17 protein-coding genes are annotated in these 17,107 nt (G+C 69.2%); 11 read left to right on the top strand and 6 right to left on the bottom strand.

From position 1 onward, the window contains the following. Window positions 1-72 precede the first annotated feature (72 nt). The 9 genes from ACNUDN_RS01865 to ACNUDN_RS01825 all read left to right on the top strand — a co-directional run bounded on the left by ACNUDN_RS01865 (window position 73) and on the right by ACNUDN_RS01825 (window position 9,181). Window positions 73-711, top strand: a complete 639-nt coding sequence (locus ACNUDN_RS01865) for a TetR/AcrR family transcriptional regulator (RefSeq protein ID WP_419120360.1) — start codon at window positions 73-75, stop codon at window positions 709-711. After that, on the top strand, window positions 708-1,844 hold the full coding sequence (locus tag ACNUDN_RS01860; protein ID WP_419120359.1) for an alpha/beta hydrolase: 1,137 nt from the start codon (window positions 708-710) through the stop codon (window positions 1,842-1,844). Before ACNUDN_RS01865 ends, ACNUDN_RS01860 begins: the two co-directional genes overlap by 4 nt. Continuing rightward, window positions 1,841-2,797 carry a 2-hydroxyacid dehydrogenase gene (locus ACNUDN_RS01855; protein ID WP_419124975.1) on the top strand — a complete coding sequence of 319 codons (957 nt, stop codon included), beginning with the start codon at window positions 1,841-1,843 and terminating at the stop codon, window positions 2,795-2,797. Before ACNUDN_RS01860 ends, ACNUDN_RS01855 begins: the two co-directional genes overlap by 4 nt. A 59-nt stretch (window positions 2,798-2,856) precedes the next feature. Further along, on the top strand, window positions 2,857-5,052 hold the full coding sequence (locus ACNUDN_RS01850; protein ID WP_419120358.1) for an acyl-CoA dehydrogenase family protein: 2,196 nt from the start codon (window positions 2,857-2,859) through the stop codon (window positions 5,050-5,052). A 113-nt stretch (window positions 5,053-5,165) separates the two neighbouring features. Next, the gene (locus ACNUDN_RS01845; RefSeq protein WP_419120357.1) at window positions 5,166-5,375 is read left to right on the top strand and encodes a hypothetical protein; all 210 of its coding nucleotides are present in this window, start codon (window positions 5,166-5,168) and stop codon (window positions 5,373-5,375) included. A 9-nt stretch (window positions 5,376-5,384) separates the two neighbouring features. Further along, the gene (locus tag ACNUDN_RS01840; protein ID WP_419120356.1) at window positions 5,385-6,611 is read left to right on the top strand and encodes a cupin domain-containing protein; all 1,227 of its coding nucleotides are present in this window, start codon (window positions 5,385-5,387) and stop codon (window positions 6,609-6,611) included. A gap of 7 nt (window positions 6,612-6,618) precedes the next feature. Continuing rightward, window positions 6,619-7,500 (top strand): ferredoxin family protein, encoded by an 882-nt coding sequence (locus ACNUDN_RS01835; RefSeq protein WP_419124974.1) that lies wholly within the window; start codon window positions 6,619-6,621, stop codon window positions 7,498-7,500. Between the two features lie 72 nt (window positions 7,501-7,572). After that, a complete protein-coding gene (locus tag ACNUDN_RS01830) occupies window positions 7,573-8,823 on the top strand; it encodes an FAD-dependent oxidoreductase (protein WP_419120355.1) in 1,251 nt (416 codons plus the stop codon). Window positions 8,824-8,851: 28 nt separating this feature from the next. Next, entirely contained in the window at window positions 8,852-9,181 is a 330-nt protein-coding gene (locus tag ACNUDN_RS01825; protein ID WP_419120354.1) for a hypothetical protein, read from the top strand. A gap of 12 nt (window positions 9,182-9,193) precedes the next feature. On the opposite strand, the gene ACNUDN_RS01820 is transcribed toward ACNUDN_RS01825, so the two are convergent. The 6 genes from ACNUDN_RS01820 to fadD2 all read right to left on the bottom strand — a co-directional run bounded on the left by ACNUDN_RS01820 (window position 9,194) and on the right by fadD2 (window position 15,200). Beyond that, window positions 9,194-10,468, bottom strand: coding sequence for a cytochrome P450 (locus ACNUDN_RS01820; RefSeq protein WP_419120353.1), 1,275 nt, complete (start codon window positions 10,466-10,468; stop codon window positions 9,194-9,196). Between the two features lie 16 nt (window positions 10,469-10,484). Then, window positions 10,485-11,879 (bottom strand): NAD(P)/FAD-dependent oxidoreductase, encoded by a 1,395-nt coding sequence (locus tag ACNUDN_RS01815; RefSeq protein ID WP_419120352.1) that lies wholly within the window; start codon window positions 11,877-11,879, stop codon window positions 10,485-10,487. Continuing rightward, window positions 11,876-12,091 (bottom strand): ferredoxin, encoded by a 216-nt coding sequence (locus ACNUDN_RS01810; RefSeq protein WP_419120351.1) that lies wholly within the window; start codon window positions 12,089-12,091, stop codon window positions 11,876-11,878. The genes ACNUDN_RS01815 and ACNUDN_RS01810 overlap by 4 nt, the downstream gene beginning before the upstream one ends. A gap of 82 nt (window positions 12,092-12,173) precedes the next feature. Beyond that, window positions 12,174-12,458, bottom strand: coding sequence for a hypothetical protein (locus ACNUDN_RS01805; protein ID WP_419124973.1), 285 nt, complete (start codon window positions 12,456-12,458; stop codon window positions 12,174-12,176). A gap of 142 nt (window positions 12,459-12,600) precedes the next feature. Beyond that, window positions 12,601-13,380 (bottom strand): SDR family NAD(P)-dependent oxidoreductase, encoded by a 780-nt coding sequence (locus ACNUDN_RS01800; RefSeq protein ID WP_419120350.1) that lies wholly within the window; start codon window positions 13,378-13,380, stop codon window positions 12,601-12,603. A gap of 128 nt (window positions 13,381-13,508) precedes the next feature. Continuing rightward, window positions 13,509-15,200, bottom strand: coding sequence for a long-chain-fatty-acid--CoA ligase FadD2 (gene fadD2 / locus ACNUDN_RS01795; RefSeq protein WP_431959225.1), 1,692 nt, complete (start codon window positions 15,198-15,200; stop codon window positions 13,509-13,511). Window positions 15,201-15,255: 55 nt separating this feature from the next. On the opposite strand from fadD2, the gene ACNUDN_RS01790 reads away from it, so the two are divergent. Continuing rightward, window positions 15,256-16,497, top strand: coding sequence for a DNA polymerase domain-containing protein (locus ACNUDN_RS01790; protein WP_419120349.1), 1,242 nt, complete (start codon window positions 15,256-15,258; stop codon window positions 16,495-16,497). A gap of 167 nt (window positions 16,498-16,664) precedes the next feature. Beyond that, window positions 16,665-17,072 carry an STAS domain-containing protein gene (locus ACNUDN_RS01785; RefSeq protein WP_419120348.1) on the top strand — a complete coding sequence of 136 codons (408 nt, stop codon included), beginning with the start codon at window positions 16,665-16,667 and terminating at the stop codon, window positions 17,070-17,072. The last annotated feature ends 35 nt before the right edge of the window (window positions 17,073-17,107 follow it).

The raw sequence follows: 17,107 nt of genomic DNA, 5'->3' as shown, positions 1-17,107 counted from the left end.
CAGGTTCAGTTTCAGTTCAACGATCCGCCGGGTCCGAATCGGTTCGAAAGGGGCAGCGCACGTGATGGCCACGTGAGTGTCAGTCCGCGCGAGGAACTTCCGACGCTGCGCGGGCGCCAGACCCAGGCCGCGATCGACGCAGCGGCGCGCGCGGTCATCGCACGGAAAGGGATCCTGGCGACCACCGTCGCCGATATCGCCGGTGAGGCCGGCCGGTCCACGGCGTCCTTCTACAACTACTACGACTCCAAAGAGGCGATGGTCCGCGAGTGGGCCGTCCGCTTTCGCGACGAGGCTCGCAGCCGCGCGCAGGCGGCCGCCCGGCCCGGCCTGAGCAACCGGGAGCGGTCCCACCACGCCGCAGCAGCGCACTGGAACACCTACCGCAACCGGCTCGCCGAGATCATCAGCGTCAGCCAGCTGGCGATGATCAACGAGGATTTCGCCGAGTACTGGAACCAGATCTGCTCGCTTCCCATCGCGCTGATCACCTCGTTGGTCAAACAGGCACAGCGACAGGGCTTCTGCCCCGGCAACGATGCCGGACTGGTGGCAGTGGCGTTGGTGTCGATGCTCAACCAGTTCTGCTACACCCAACTGTCCGGGGTGGGGGGCCGTCCCGTGACCGACGTCGACGACGAGGCCTGCATCAAGACCCTCGCCGACATCTTCTACCGCACCATCTATCACTCGGAGGGCGTCCAGCCATGAGCCGAACAAGCTCTGCCACCGCCGCCGGAGTCACCCGCGAGTTCGTCGGGCTGGACTCTCCCACCGCCCGGCGGGCCGGCTCCGGCGGACATCCGTGCCAGGGCCTCTATCACCGCGGGATGGGCCGCAAACCCCGGGTCGCGATGGTCGCGACGCACTACCAGATCGACTTCTCCGAGCATTATCTGGCCGACTACATGGCCACCCGCGGCATCGGCTTCCTGGGCTGGAACACCCGATTCCGCGGATTCGAGAGCAGCTTCCTGCTCGACCACGCCCTCGTCGACATCGCCGTCGGGATCCGCTGGCTGCGCGACGTTCAAGGTATCGAAACCGTGATCCTGCTGGGCAATTCCGGCGGCGGGTCCTTGATGGCCGCGTATCAGGCGCATGCCGTGGACGGGCACGTCACACCGCTGGACGGGATGCACCCAGCCGCCGGCCTCGACGACCTGCCGCCGGCCGACGGCTATATCGCCAGCGCCGCGCACCCCGGACGACCCGATGTGCTCACCGCGTGGATGGACGCCGCCGTCGTCGACGAGAATGACGCCGTGGCAACAGATTCCGACCTCGACCTGTTCAACGAACGTCACGGACCCCCTTACGACGAGGAGTTCGTCACGAGGTACCGGGCCGCCCAGGTCGCCCGCAACGAGGCGATCACCGACTGGGCTGAAGCGGAGCTGATCCGGGTCCGTGCGGCCGGTTTCTCCGACCGGCCGTTCACGGTCATGCGCACCTGGGCCGACCCACGCATGGTCGACCCCACCCTCGAACCGACGCGGCGACCCGCCAACATGTGCTACGCCGGCGAGCCGGCCAGGGCCAACCGCTCCACGCACGGCATCGCCGCGGCATGCACCCTGCGCAACTGGCTGGGCATGTGGAGTCTGCGGCACGCACAGACCCGCGCCGAGCCGCACCTGGCCCGCATCACCTGTCCCGCGCTGGTCATCAACGCCGACCAGGACACCGGCGTCTACCCCTCCGATGCGCAGCGGATCCACGACGCGCTCGGCAGCGCCGACAAGACGATGTGCTCGGTCGACACCGACCACTACTTCACCACGCCGGGCGCCCGGTCGGAGAAGGCCGATACGATCGCCAGGTGGATCGCACGCCGGTGGTGAGAGTCCTCGCACACTTCGACCCCGGTGGCGCCGACAGCAGGGTCTCGAAATTCCTTGCTCCATACACCGATTGGCTCGATCTGCGGTTCTGCGCCGAAGATGACGAGGAGACCTTCTACCGGGAGCTGCCCGAGGCCGAGGTCATCTGGCATGTGCTGCGCCCGCTTTCGGGGGAGGACCTGGCCCAGGCCCACCGATTGCGCCTGGTACAGAAGCTGGGCGCGGGCGTCAACACCATCGACGTGGACGCCGCGACGGCACGCGATGTCGCGGTGGCCAACATGCCGGGTGCCAATGCCCGATCGGTCGCCGAGGGCACACTGCTGCTGATGCTGGCCGCGCTGCGCAGGCTGCCCGAGCTGGATCGCGCAACCCGGGCCGGGCACGGCTGGCCGCCGGATCCGACGCTGGGCGAGACGGTACGCGACATCGGCGGTTGCACCGTCGGACTGATCGGTTACGGCAACATCGCCAGGCAGGTCGAGCGCATCCTGCTCGCGATGGGCGCCGAGGTGATTCACACCAGTACCGGCGACGACGGCAGCCCCGGCTGGCGCACCAGAGCGGACCTGTTGACGCAGAGCGACATCGTCTCGCTGCACCTGCCGCTGACCGACGCCACCGCCGGCCTGCTCAACCGCGCGGAGCTGGGCAACATGAAGCCGGGCGCGGTGCTGATCAACACCTCCCGGGGGCCGATTGTCGATGAACGCGCGCTGGTCGAGGCCCTGCGCACCGGGCGGCTCGCCGCCGCCGGACTCGACGTGTTCGCCGTCGAGCCGGTGCCGGCCGACAACCCGCTGCTCGGGCTGACCAACGTGGTGCTCACCCCGCACGTGACATGGTTCACCGCCGACACCATGCGCCGGTATCTGGAGTTCGCGGTGGACAACTGCGAACGACTCCGTGACGGCCGCGACCTCGCCAACGTGGTGAACCAGGTATCCAGGTAACCTCGGTCCCAACCAACCGGTTGGGACGAGTCACAACGATGTGAAGAGGTGCAGCAGCAATGCCCATCGCGATCCTTGAAGAGCACAACGACCTCGCCGACTCGGTGCGGGCCTTCGTCGAACGGGTGGCCCCGTCCGAGGTGCTCCACGAAGCGCTGGAGAACCCGGTCCCCAACCCACCGCCGTACTGGAAGTCGGCAGCCGAACAGGGCTTGTCCGGGGTTCATCTGGCCGAGTCGGTCGGCGGGCAGGGCTTCGGCATCCTCGAACTGGCCATCGTCGTCGCGGAATTCGGCTACGGAGCGGTCCCCGGCCCGTTCGTCCCGTCCGCGATCGCCAGCGCGCTGATCGCCGCCGACAACCCTGACTCCGCGATGCTGGGCGACCTCGCCTCGGGTGCGGTGATCGCGTCCTACGCGATCGACTCCGGGCTGACCGCGACCCGCCACGGTGCCGGTCTGGTGATCCGTGGCGAGGTGCGGGCGGTACCGGCCGCCGCGCAGGCGTCGCTGCTCGTGCTGCCGGTGGCCATCGAGTCCGGTGAGGAATGGGTGGTGCTCGACGCCAGCAACAACCCAGCGCTGGAGATCGAGCAGGTGCGCAGTGTCGATCCGCTGCGGCCGGTGGCCCACGTTCGGGCCAACGCCGTCGAGGTCGGCGACGACCGGGTGCTGGCCAACCTCAGCCGCGTCCACGCGCGCGCCCTGATCTCGACACTGCTGTCCGCCGAAGCGATCGGTGTCGCCCGCTGGGCCACCGACACCGCATCGGCGTACGCGAAGATCCGTGAGCAGTTCGGCCGCCCGATCGGCCAGTTCCAGGCCATCAAGCACAAGTGCGCGAACATGATCGCCGAAACCGAGCGGGCCACCGCCGCGGTCTGGGACGCCGCCCGCGCGATCGATGAGGCGCGCGAAAACTCAGCTTCCGCTTATGAATTCGCGGCCGCAGTGGCGGCCACGCTGGCGCCGGCGGCGGCCCAGCACTGCACACAGGACTGCATCCAGGTGCACGGCGGCATCGGCTTCACCTGGGAGCACGACACCAACGTCTACTACCGCCGCGCCCTGGTCCTGGCGGCGTCGTTCGGGCGGGCCTCGGACTATCCGCAGCAGGTCGTCGACGTCGCCACCACGACCGGGATGCGCCCGCTGAACATCGACCTCGACCCCGAGACCGAGAAGCTGCGCGACGAGATCCGCGCCGAAGTCGCCGCGCTCAAGGAGATTCCGCGCGAGAAGCGCAACGCGGCCATCGCCGAGGGCGGCTGGGTGCAGCCGCACCTACCCGTCCCGTGGGGTCGGGCATCCACCCCGATCGAGCAGATCATCGTCGCCCAGGAGTTCGCGGCCGGTCGGGTCAAGCGTCCGCAGATGGGCATCGCGGCGTGGATCATCCCGTCCATCGTCGCGTTCGGCACCGACGACCAGCAACAGCGTTTCCTGCCGCCGACGTTCCGCGGCGAAATGATCTGGTGCCAGCTGTTCTCCGAACCCGGCGCGGGTTCGGATCTGGCCAGCCTGACCACAAAAGCCACCAAGGTCGACGGCGGGTGGCGGATCACCGGCCAGAAGATCTGGACCACCGGTGCGCAATTCTCGCAGTGGGGTGCCCTGCTGGCACGCACCGACCCGAGCGCTCCCAAGCACCAAGGCATCACCTATTTCCTGCTGGACATGGCCAGCGAGGGCGTCGAGGTCAAACCGCTGCGCGAGCTGACCGGCAACGCCATGTTCAACACGGTCTTCATCGACGACGTGTTCGTGCCCGACGACATGGTGCTCGGTGAGGTCGACCGGGGTTGGGAGGTCAGCCGCAACACGCTGACCAACGAGCGGGTCTCCATCGGCAGCAGCGAGCCGCCGTTCCTGCCCAGCCTGGACGATTTCGTCGCGTTCGTCGCCGAGGGGCAGTTCGATCAGATCGCGCAGAACCACGCGGGGATCCTGATCGCCGAAGGGCACGCCGCCAAGATCCTGAACATGCGGTCCACACTGCTGACACTGGCCGGGGGCGACCCGATGCCCGCCGCCGCGATCTCCAAGCTGCTGTCGATGAAAACCGGTCAGGGGTATGCCGAGTTCGCGGTGTCCTCGTTCGGCACCGACGCCGTCGTCGGCGACCCCGGGCAGCCCACCGGCCGTTGGGCCGACTACCTGCTGGCCAGCCGCGCCACCACGATTTACGGCGGCACCTCGGAGGTGCAGCTCAATATCATCGCCGAGCGTCTGCTCGGGCTGCCCCGCGACCCGTAGGCCGTCGGCAGAGTCGGTCGAGCCTGGCGTTTCAGCTCTGTCGCGGCGGGGCAAACCCTCCTGGCGCGCGCAGTCCGCGCTCCGCATGACTCGACAGTGAAAAGAGAAACCTCATGGCGTTAGACGACGACGACATCACCACGTCCTCGGCCGGCGGCGAGGGACCCGCCGACGGCGGGAGCAACCCCGAAGGCCACGACGGCGGCGCTGACGGCACCGCGACCGGCGAAGGACCCGCCGACGGCACCGCGGCCGGCGAGGGAACCGCCGACGGCGGAAGCAACCCCGAAGGCCACGACGGCGGCGCCGACGGCACCGCCTGAGTCACTGCCGTGCTCAGCCGTTGCATCGGCGTCGACCCCGACGTCTTCGCCACCGAGTACTGGGGGCGTAAGCCACTGCTGAGCCCGGCCGACGCGCTACCCCGCGATTTCGCCGACCTGCTCTCACCCGAGACGGTGGACGAGCTGATCGCCGAACGCGGGGTCCGCGCGCCGTTCATCCGGCTCGCCAAAGAGGGACAGGTACTGGCCAAGGAGTCCTACCTGGGCCCGGGTGGCTTCGGCGCCGAAATCGCCGACCAGGTCGACTCGGGCAAGGTCGCCGCGCAGTTCGACTCCGGCGCCACCGTGGTGCTGCAGGGGTTACACCGGTTGTGGCCGCCGCTCATCGGGTTCGTCGCGAAGATGGTGACCGACATCGGCCATCCGGTGCAGGCCAATGCCTACATCACCCCACCGGGCAACCGGGGTTTCGACTTCCATCACGACGTGCACGACGTGTTCGTCCTGCAGGTGTCGGGCGGTAAACGCTGGGTCGTGCACGAACCGGTCCATCGCCATCCGCTGCCGGATCAGCCGTGGACCGACTTCCGGGACCGGATCGCCGAACGGGTGGCCGCCGAGCCGGTCCTCGACACCGTGCTCAACGCAGGGGATGCCCTGTATCTACCGCGCGGCTGGGTGCACGCCGCGCAGGCGATCGACACCACCTCGATTCACCTCACCATCGGAGTATCGGCGACTACGGGCCTCGATGTCGCGCGCGCCGTGGTCGAGGAGCTGGGGCGCTTCGACGAATTCCGCGCTCCGCTGCCGATCGGCACCGCTCCCACCGACCGGGACGCCGTCCAGGCGACTACCGCCAAGGTGATCGCAGCGATGGTCACCGCGCTGCGCGACACCGCCGAAACGTTGAGCGCCGAGGCCGCCGAACGGTTGGCCGCCCGGCACGGGTCCCGCACCCGGCCCGAGGCCCTGCGCCCGCTGGCGATGCTGCGCGCCGCCGAAAGCGCAGGCACGGTCGCGGTACGGATGCGACGCGGCCTGCAGACCCGCCTGCGCCGAGACGCCGACGGCCGGATCATCGTCGCGACGGCCGACAAAACCCTCACGTTCCCGGCGTCCTGCGCGGCCGCGCTGGAGCAGATCCTCGGCGGCCGTCGCAGCTCCGCGGACACGCTGCCCGGCCTGGACGCCGCGGACGGCGCCGTCGTGATCCGGCGCCTGCTCCGCGAAGGCGTCGTGGTGCCGGCGGAGGACACCGCGGCCGCTCCCTAGGCTGGCCATCGTGACCGAGCAGCGGCTGCCGTGCAGTGCGGAATCGCTGGCGCGCGACGAGCCGATGTACGGCACCGCCTCGGCCGGCACGTCCTGGCTGCTGCTGGAGTTGGAGGGCGGCTGGGGTCCCTCTGCCTTTCTGCAGTCACCGGGCTGTATCGACGCCGGTCTGGGCCGGGCGATCGTGCGCCGCGCCGAAGCCGCCGGCATGCGGATCGCCGCGATCCGCCGGCACGGTCGTCGCCGGCAGCAGCCGCGGTGGCGGTGGTTCGTCGCCAGATCCGAGGTGGGACGGCACGCGCTGTTCCACGGTGAGGTGGACAGCGCGAGCGACTACCTCGAGCTGGACCTCACCGGCGGTGACGGCACAGAGTCGGGTGACCCGGTCGTCGCGGTGTGCGCACACGGCAGACACGATCAGTGCTGTGCGGTGCGCGGGCGTGCGGCGACCGCTGCAATCACCGCCCGGTACCCCGAAATCACCTGGGAGTGTTCACATCTGGGTGGCGACCGGTTCGCCGCGACGATGCTGATCCTGCCCGAGGGACTCTGCTACGGCCGGGTGGACAGTACCGACGGCGCCGAACTGGTCGCGCTCTACCTCGCCGGCCGGCTCGACGACCGCTTCCTGCGCGGCCGGACCTCGGTCCCGCCCGCTGTGCAGGCGGCCCAGCACTTCGCGCGCGTGGCCCGTGGTGATGACCGCATCGAGGCCTGGCAGCCGCTGTCGGTCGAGCCGCTCGACGGTGCCGTCCGGGTGCTGCTGGCCTCCGAGACCGGGCCCGTCGAGGTCTGGCTGAACCAGCAGATGAGCGAACCCCTGTTCTCCCAGTGCCGGGCCACCGCCGCCGGCCCGGTCCGCAGGTTCACCCTGCGGTCGCTGCGTTGAGGACTCTTACCGGATGGTGACGTCACCGTCGCGGCGCGCCGGACAGCGGGCCGGTACGGGTATGTACGGGCCATGACGCACGGCGATTACGAGGTCCTCGTCATCGGAGCCGGCCTGGCCGGGCTGAGGTGCGCATCCCTGCTGGCCACCACCGGAAACGCGGTGGCAGTCTGGGAGTCCGGCGACGCGGTCGGCGGCCGGGTGCGCACCGATGTGGTCGACGGCTTCCGGTGCGATCGCGGTTTCCAGGTGCTCAATCCGGCCTACCCCGAAGTGCACCGCGCTCTCGACGTTTCGGCACTGCGTCTACAGTCGTTCGCCCCCGGGATCGCGGTCCGCGACACCGACCGCGCCCGGCACTGGTTGCACCCGCTGCGCGCCCCGCGTGCGCTGCCCCGGATGCTCACCGACGGCGGACTCAGCCCGCGGCAGGTGTTGTCCCTGATGCGTTGGGCCGCACCGGCTTTGCGGCCCGCAGCGCTGACCGCGGCCCGCCACGACGGGACCGTGGCCGAGGCCCTCGACCGAAGCGGCGTGCACGGGCTGCCCCGCCGGGTGGTGGACCGGTTCCTGGCCGGTGTGGTGCTCGACGACCGGGGCTCGACCTCCAACGCATTCACCCTGCTGCTCGCGCGCATGTTCGCTCTGGGCGTGCCCGGTCTGCCCGCCGCGGGAATGCAGGCACTGCCACGACTGCTGGCCGAACCGATCATCGACCGAATCGCGCTGAACCGGCAGGTGACCCGGGTGGCACGCGACGGTCGAGGATGGGCCGTCACCGACGGTCGGGACACCGTGCGCGCACCGCACGTCGTCGTCGCCACCGACCCGCGAACCGCCGAAACCCTGACCGGCACACCGGCACCGGCGATGAAGGGCGTGGTCACCGACTGGTGGGCCACCGACGATGTTGCCCCACCCGGGCCTGCCCTGCTGTGGGTCGACGGCAGGCCGAACCCGCCCGGGCCGGTGGTGAACACCGCGATCATCAGCGGGGTGGCACCCGGGTACGCACCCGCGGGACGGCACCTGGTCGCCGCGTCCGCCCTGCTCGGCCCGGGCGGGCAGCCCGCACCGGAGTCGGCGACCCGTGCGCACGCGGCCGAGATCCTGGGCGTCGACGGATCACGATGGTCGTTGGTCACCCGCCATGTGGTCGGCGAGGCGTTGCCGGTGCAGCCGCCGCCGCTGCGGGTCCGCCGCCCGGTGCGCACGCCGGACGGGCTGTGGGTGTGCGGTGACCATCGCGACACCGCTTCCATCCAAGGGGCGCTGGTCAGCGGCCGCCGGGTCGCCGAGGCAATCGCAGGCAGCCACGCATAGGCCACCCAAACCGGGGAACACCATCGGGATGACCAACGATCGTGATTTCGCCGAGAAGCGCCTGGACCATCCCGGGTCCCACCGCGCCGCGGTCACCTACGCGCTCACCGTCGTCGCCGTGGCCGCCGTGGCCTTCGCGTTCTTCGCGTTCGGGGCCCGGGATTCGGTCTTCGCCGCCGCGCTGGTCCCGGCCTCCCTGTTCCTCGGCGGGGTCGGTGCGCTGATCCGCGCCTACCGCGGATGGAAGGCCAGCAGCGGCTGGACCTCCTGGCAGGGCGCGGCCTGGTTCCTGTTGTTGCTGATGCTGGTGACCCTCGCAGTGCCCGGCACCGCCATCATGGCGGGCGCAGTCGAGTGAGCGCGCGTCGAGTCAGCGTGCTCGGTCACCGATGCCCTCGATGTCGATGAGCACGTGCCGCGGACCGCGGAAGATCTGACTCTGCCGGTACGGCGGGGGGTCGGCAACCAGGCGGGGCCGGTGCACACGCCGCAGGAAGATCTCCAACGCCAGGTTGACCTCCAGGCGTGCCAGCGGACCTCCCACGCAGGTGTGAATGCCACTGCCCCAACCGAAGTGCTCGTTGTCCGGGCGGAAGACGTCGAAACGGTCCGGGTCGGCGAACCGGCGCGGATCACGATTGGCCGCGCCGTACATCAGATGCACCGCCGCACCCTCGGGGATCACGGTGCCGCCCACCTCGATGTCGGCAGTGGCGCTGCGGCTGGGGAAGAACTGCACCGCCGACTGCAGGCGCTGCACCTCCTCGATCGCCCGGGGGATCAGCTCGGGGCGGTCGCGCAGCAGTTCGACCGTGCCGGGGTTACGCAGGAAGGTCAGCACGCAGTTGGAGATGGTGTTGACCGTCGAATCATGGCCGGCGATGAGCAACAGCACCGCGTTGGCCAGCGCCTGGCCGGGCGGCATCGCACCGTCCGGCCCGGACGCGTCGTTCACCAGCGCGGCCAGCAGTCCCCCGGCGTCTCCGCCCCGGTAGCCGTCGATCAACCCGGCCAGATAGTCGCGCAGCTCGGCCTGAGCGTCGCGGGCCTTGGCCGCGCGGAGCTGCCCCTCGGTGGTGGTGGCGTCGGGACCGAGGTCGACACCGGCAAGCATGTCGAAGATCCAGGCGTGAAAGCGTGGCTCGTCGGCCAGCGGCACCCCGAGGATCTTGCAGATCACCATGACCGGTACCGGATAGGCGTAGTCGTCGACCACGTCGATCCTGGTGCGCGCGTCGGCTTTCGCCCGGTCCAGCAGCTCGTTGCACAACGCGACGATCGCGGGCTCCATCCCGGGGATCAACTCGGGCGCGTGCGGCGGGGCAAAGTGCCGGCTGACCTGGCGGCGCGCCCGATCGTGACTGGGCGGGTCGGTGACGATCAGGCTGGGCTCGGAACCGTAGCCGCCGACGTCGTCGGCCGGCTCGGCCGGTGCCCGCCCGCCGTGCAGCGGACTGCGCCGGATGTCGGAGCTCACCCGCGGGTCGTGAGCGAGCGCGAGTAGTTCGTAATAGCCCGTCACCACGTAGAGGTCGTCGGCCACCCGGGCCACCGGCGTCTTGCGCAGTTCGGCGAAGAACGGATACGGGTCGGCACGGTGGGCGAAGGCCATCGCCTGCGCCCACGCCTGCGCTGCGGTCGTCATCGGGTTTCCTCGGGCGTCACCGGCGCAGGAATTCCGCGCCGCGTTCAGTGGGGTCGTGCCCGGTGAGAACCACATCGGGAATCCCGGTGGGCACCCGGGGGTCCGGGAAGCGGGCCGGTACGGGCTCGCTGCGCACCGGACGGTCGAAACCGGGCGGCGGGGGCGGGAACGGCGCCGAGCGCTGGATCAGATCGGCGTAGTACGGCAGCCACTTGCCGTGGTTGAAGGTGACCGCTCCAACGATGCGTCCGCGCCGGCCGTATGCCGCCGCGAAGCGGAACTCCTCGGGTGAGCCCTGGGTGAAGACGATCTCGTCGCCGAACGAGCACACCCCGACGCCCTTGATGTTCACCCCGAACTGGCCGGACCAGAACGACGGCAACGGCAGGTGCGGGCGGCGGCCGGTCTCGAGGTTGATCATGTTGTTGGCCGCGACCTCGCCGCCGGAGACGGCGTTGTCCCAGTGTTCCAGCGACATGAACTGGTATTCGTAGAGCACGTGTGGCGCTCGGGCGACGTCACCGGCGACGAAGATGTTGTCGGTCACCACCCCGTTGACGTCGAAGGCGCGGCAACCGGCGTCGCAGGCCACGCCCCAGAACCCGGTCGCCAGTCCGGCATCGTCGAGCCATTCGACGTTGCGGATCGAACCCAGCGAGGCCACCACCACGTCCACCGGCAGGGTGGTGCCGTCGGACAACCGCGCGTGGCGCACGTGCCCGGCGTCGTCACCGTCGAGGCCGAGCACCGATACCCCGGTGCGCAGGTCGACTCCGGCCCCTCGTTGCAGTTCGGCGGCCAGCTCACCGATCACCCCACCCAATGCGCCGACCAGCGGCGCGGGCCCGCGTTCGGCGACCGTGACGGCCAGATCGAGGTCGCGGCACACCGAGGCCATCTCGGACCCGATAAAACCCGACCCGACGATCAGCACCCGGGCCGGTCGGGCACGCAGCGCAGCCTGCAACGCGGCGGCGTCATCGCTGGTGCGCAGCGTGAACACGCCGTCCAGGGCGGCCTCGTCCGGATTCGGCCACTGCCGTGCGCGCACCCCGGTGGCGATCAGCAACCGGTCGTACTCCACCGCCGAACCATCGGCCAGCAGGACGCGTCTGGTGCGGCGATCCAGACCGGTCGCGGCGACACCGAGGCGCCAATCGGCGTCGACTCTGCGCAGCCGCGGCAGCTTGGTGTGGTCGGCCGCGACCCAGCCCTTGAGGACCTGTTTGGACAGCGGCGGCCGGTCGTAGGGTTCGTGCGGTTCGTCCCCGATGATCGTCAACGGTCCGCCGAACCCGCCGTCGCGCAGTGCCTCCGCGGCCCGCAGACCGGCCAACGAGGCACCCACGATGACGATGCGGCCGGTCCTGCGGAACGAGTCGACGAGTTCGCCGATCAGGTCGGCGGTCACACGCTGTCCCTGTCCTCGGGCGGGTCGACCTCGACGACGATCGCCTGCACCGGACAAGACGCGGCGGCGCGCAGCACGCGTTGTCGCTGGGAGACATCGGGATTCGGGTCGTAGGCCAGTGCCTCTTCACCGAGCATCTGCAACACTTCGGGGGCCAGCGGAACGCACTGCGCGTAGCCCTGGCATCGGTTGAGGTCGACCACGAGTCGCATCGGAGTCGCTACCCGCAGCGCCGGCGGCAGTCGGCGGACGGCCCGGGGTGGGCCAACGGCGCCGGGCTCGGTCCGGTGCGCACTAGACGCAGCCGCTGACGCTGATCCGACGCCCGACGCTGGCGCAGACGTTGATGTCGGGCGGAGGGGGCGGCGGCGGAGGCGGCGGTGCGGCCTGATAGTCCTCGGGCAGCGGTGCGTAGGCCGCAGGTGGTGCCACCCAGGGGGCCACCGCGTCGGCGACGTTCCCACATCCGCTGACCGACACGAAGCGGCCACCCACCCCGGCGCACACATCGGCACTCGCGGGCGCGGACTCGGCCAGCAACGTGAACCCGGCGATGCCCGCACACACGAAGGCCAGCATCGCCAACCCACGACGCAGCCGACCGTGACCCAGAGGTTCCATGCGCCAATTCTGACGCGGTGGTCAAAATACGTCTCGACTTCCGCGACATCGCGGGGGAATTCGCGCGATGTTCACCCGCGTCTGCAACCGCTGGTTCTGATCAGGGCAGGATCGCGTCGACGTAGCCGCCGTCGACCCGCAGCGCACCACCTGTGGTCGCCGACGCCAGCGGCGACGCCAGGTAGGTGACCATGTTGGCGATCTCCTCCGGCTCGATCAGCCGCTGGATCAGCGACTGTGGCCGGTGCGACCGCATGAATTCGCGCTGCGCCTGTTCCCAGGGCAGGTCCTTGTCGACCAGCTGGTAGACGAACTCCTCCACCCCGGCAGTGTGGGTGGGCCCGGCGATGACGGAGTTGACGGTGACACCGGTGCCCGCCGCATCCTTGGCGAAACCCCGGGACAGCGCCAGCAGCGCGGTCTTGGACACCCCGTAATGGATCATCTCCTCGGGGATGACGATCGCCGAATCGCTGGCGATCTGCAGCACCCGGCCCCATCCGCGCTCCACCATGCCGGGCAGGTACTGACGGATCAGCCGGGCCGCGGCGAGCACATTGACGTCGAAGTAGCTGCGCCACTGGTCGTCGGTGATCTCGCGGGCAGGCACCGCCCCGAAGATGCCGAGGTTGTTGACCAGGATGTCGACGCGCGGCAACGCTGCGAGCAGATCCTGCGCACCGTCAGCGGTCGCCACATCAGCGGCGACCCCGACGGTGTCCCCGCCGATCGTCGCGACCGCCTCGTCCACCCGGTCCCTGTTACGCCCGTTGACCACCACCTGGGCGCCGCTGGAGGCGAGCCGCCGGGCGATGGCCAGTCCGATCCCCTGGGTCGAGCCGGTGACGAGTGCGGTCTTTGCGGTCAGATCGATGTTCACGCAGCGGTACGACGATCACCGGCCCCCAGGTATTCCAACCCCGGTACCCGCGCGAGCGTGCACGAACTCTTGAAATCCTGCGGCGCGGCGGCCGCAGACACGCTCGCTCGCGGATCAGGCTCGAGGTATCAGTCGAGGCCCATCTCGCGCAGCTGGCGCTTGAGGATCTTGCCGGTCGGATTGCGCGGCAGCTCGTCGAGGAAGACCACGTCACGCGGAACCTTGTAGCGGGCCAGGTTGTCACGCACGTACGCCTTGATCGCGTCCTCGTCGATCGACGCACCCTCGACCCGGACCACGAAACAACGCAGCCGAGCGCCCCACTCGGTGTCCTCGACCCCGAGCGCGGTCGCCTCCACCACCTCGGGATGGCCGCTGACGAGGTCCTCGATCTCGGCGGGGAACACATTCTCGCCGCCGGAGACGATCATCTCGTCGTCGCGACCGCTGACGTAGAGCAGATCGTTGTCGTCGAAATAACCCACATCGCCCGATGACATCAACCCGTCGATGATCTGCTTGCCGCCACCACCGGTGTACCCCTCGAACGGGAAGAAGCTGCCCACGAAGATCCGGCCCACCTCACCTTTGGGCAACTCGTGCCCGTTGTCGTCGAGGATCTTGACCTTCATCCCCTTCACCACCGGGCCCACCGTCGCCGGGTTGATCGAAAGGTGCTGCGGTCCAGCGATTGTCGCGAACGACACCTCGGTCGAGCCGTACAGGTTGTAGATCACGGGTCCCAGTTCCTTCAACGCCCTGGTCGCCAGCTCGGCACCCAGCTGGGAGCCGGAGACGAACACGATGCGCAGCGAGGACAGATCGGGCTTCGGCGTGGTCTTGTCGAGTTCGTCGAGCAGCCGGGACAACATCACCGGGACCACGACCATCGCGGTGGCCCGGTGCTTCTCGATGTCGGCGAGCACCGTGGCCGGCTTGAACCGCCGGCGCAGCACCAAGGTGGTGCCCAGCATCGTCGCGATGGTGGCGTGCAGGAAGCCCAGGGCGTGGAACATCGGCGCCGGCAACGACGTCACTTCCCCGCCCTTGAACGGAACCGATGACAACACGCCACCGATCGGGGCCAGCGACGGCGGCGCACTGCGATTGGCGCCCTTGGGGGTGCCGGTGGTGCCACTGGTCAGGATGATGATCGAGGAATGCCTGGTGGCTTTGGGCGGCGGGTTCGAGCTGGTGCGCGCGATGAGCTCCTCGAGGGTTTCGTCAGTGCTGCCCGACGGCTCATCCTTGTCCGGGTTGACGCCCAGGGCGCGCAGCTTGCCGAGTTCGGGCTCGGCCTGGGCGACCGCCGCGGTGTACTCGTCGTCGTAGATGACGAGCTTCGCGCCCTCACGCTCGGACACCTCTTTGATCTGCGGACCGGAGAACTCGCTGTTGAGCAGGATGATGCGCGCGCCGGTCTTCGCCACGCCGAACCACGACACCAGGAACCACCGGTGATTGCGGGCCAGGATCGCCACGCCGTCACCGCCCTTGACGCCTTTGGCGCGAAGGCCGTTGGCCACCGCGTTGCTCGCATCGTCGAGCTCCTTGAACGTCATCTCGCCGAAGTCGTCGATGACCGCTGTTCCGTTGGGATTCCGGCGCGCGTTCAGGCCGGGCATCATCCCGAACTCGCCCCACCGGCGGATGTCGGCCACCAGCGCGGCGATGTTCTGCGGCGGCTCCAGCCTCAACGCACCGGCGGCGAACATCTTGCGCGCGTAGTGCAGTTCAGCCGAACCCCGATCCCACGCCTTCCCGACGGTCTGCTGGATCTTGGCGGCGGCCTGCAACGGGACATCGCTGAGCTTGGACATGCGTCAACCTTATGTGACGAGGGTCGCACCGCGGCCTGGAACCTACGATGAAGCAATGGCCGCTCGCGAGTCGTTCGAGATCGCGGGTACCCGGGTGCCGATCACCAACCCCGACAAAGTGGTCTTCCCGGATCTGGGATTGAGCAAGATCGACCTGATGCGCTACTACGCGGCGGTGGCCGACGGCGCGCTGCGCGGCGTCGCGGACCGACCGATGATCCTGAAACGTTTCGTCAAGGGCATCGAAACCGAAGCCGTATTCCAGAAGCGGGCCCCCGAGAAGCGGCCGGACTTCGTCGATGTCGCCGAGTTGAAGTACGCGTCGGGGACCTCGGCCAAAGAGGCGGTACTGCACGACCCCGCCGGACTGATCTGGGCGGTGAACCTCGGCTGCGTGGACCTCAATCCCCATCCGGTGCGCGCCGACGACCTTGACCATCCCGATGAGCTGCGGGTCGACCTCGACCCGATGCCCGGCGTCGGATGGCGTCAGATCCTCGACGTCGCCTTCGTCGCGCGCGAGGTACTGGAGGACCACGGGCTGGTGTCGTGGCCGAAAACCTCGGGCTCGCGCGGCTTCCACATCTATGCGCGCCTCCACCGCCGCTGGCCGTTCACGCAGGTCCGCCTCGCCGCCGAGGCCGTCGCCCGCGAGGTCGAACGGCGCGCACCGGAGTCGGCGACCGCGCGGTGGTGGAAGGAGGAGCGGCACGGAGTGTTCGTCGACTTCAACCAGAACGCGAAGGACCGCACCGTCGCGTCGGCCTACTCGGTGCGCGCCACGCCGGACGCCCGGGTGTCGATGCCGCTGCTCTGGGACGAGGTGGCCGGTTGCCGCCCCGAGGAGTTCACCGTGCACACGGTGCCGGCCCGGTTCGCCGAACGGGGGGACCCGTGGGAGGGCATCGACGACGCCGCGGGCGGGTTGGACGCCCTGCTGGACCTGGCCGACCGGCTCGGTCCGGCCGAGAAGGCCCCCCGGGGCGCCAGGAAGTCCACGGACGGCCGCCGGGTTTCGGTGATGCCGTTGATCGAGATCGCCAGGACCAAAACCAAGGACGAGGCACTGGCCGCGCTGCAGCAGTGGCGCCAAGCGCATCCCGCGGCGGCCGAAAAGCTCACGCCCGCAGATGTTCTCGTCGACGGCATGCGTGGCCCCAGCTCGATCTGGTACCGGATCCGGATCAACCTCCAGCACGTGGCGGAACACGACCGCCCGCCGCAGCAGGAGCTGCTGGCCGACTACGACCCGTGGGCCAACTACACCGGACGGCAGCACCACCAGCCGCCGACCTGAAGGTTACCGGGGAGAAAGTTACCGGCGAGTTTGCTGAGCGTCGGCGGGAGCAGTTCTTACCGAAGTATTAGTAGATACACCCAGCCGCCTTAGATTGCCTCACTACCTTGAGTTATGTGACGCCACCGACGGCGCGCTGTGTCACCAACAGATCGAGGGAGGCTGCGATGTACGGCAATCCGACGTTTCACTGCGATGGCGCCGGCATTCGGGCGCACTGCCGTCAACTGGCCACCGTGGTGACGATCGCGGGTCATCTCGACGGCGCCAACGTCGAGCGGGCCAGCGAATACACCGACCGCTTCATCCTTGCCGAGAAGCCCTTCGTCCTCGACCTCAGCGGCGTAAATTCCTTCACCCGCGAAGCTGTTTCGCTGCTCTTCGCCGTCGACGACGTGTGCACCGCCGCCGGTGTGGAGTGGTCGATGATCGCCAGCCGCGCGGTGGAACAGACCCTGCGCGACGCCGGCATCGAGTTCCCCGCGGCGGGCTCGGTGCCCGAGGCGCTCAACCACTTCGCCGATGCGATGGTGGCGCGCCGTCAACTACTCCCCCTGCTGACCAAGACTGCGTAAGGATCACTGTGTTACTTGATGTTCGATGGCTCCGG

It is taken from the genome of Mycobacterium sp. smrl_JER01, from assembly GCF_048513595.2.
Lineage (GTDB): Bacteria > Actinomycetota > Actinomycetes > Mycobacteriales > Mycobacteriaceae > Mycobacterium.
The sequence above is the reverse complement of the archived record's forward strand: the minus strand, read 5'-3'. Positions and strand labels throughout refer to the sequence as shown.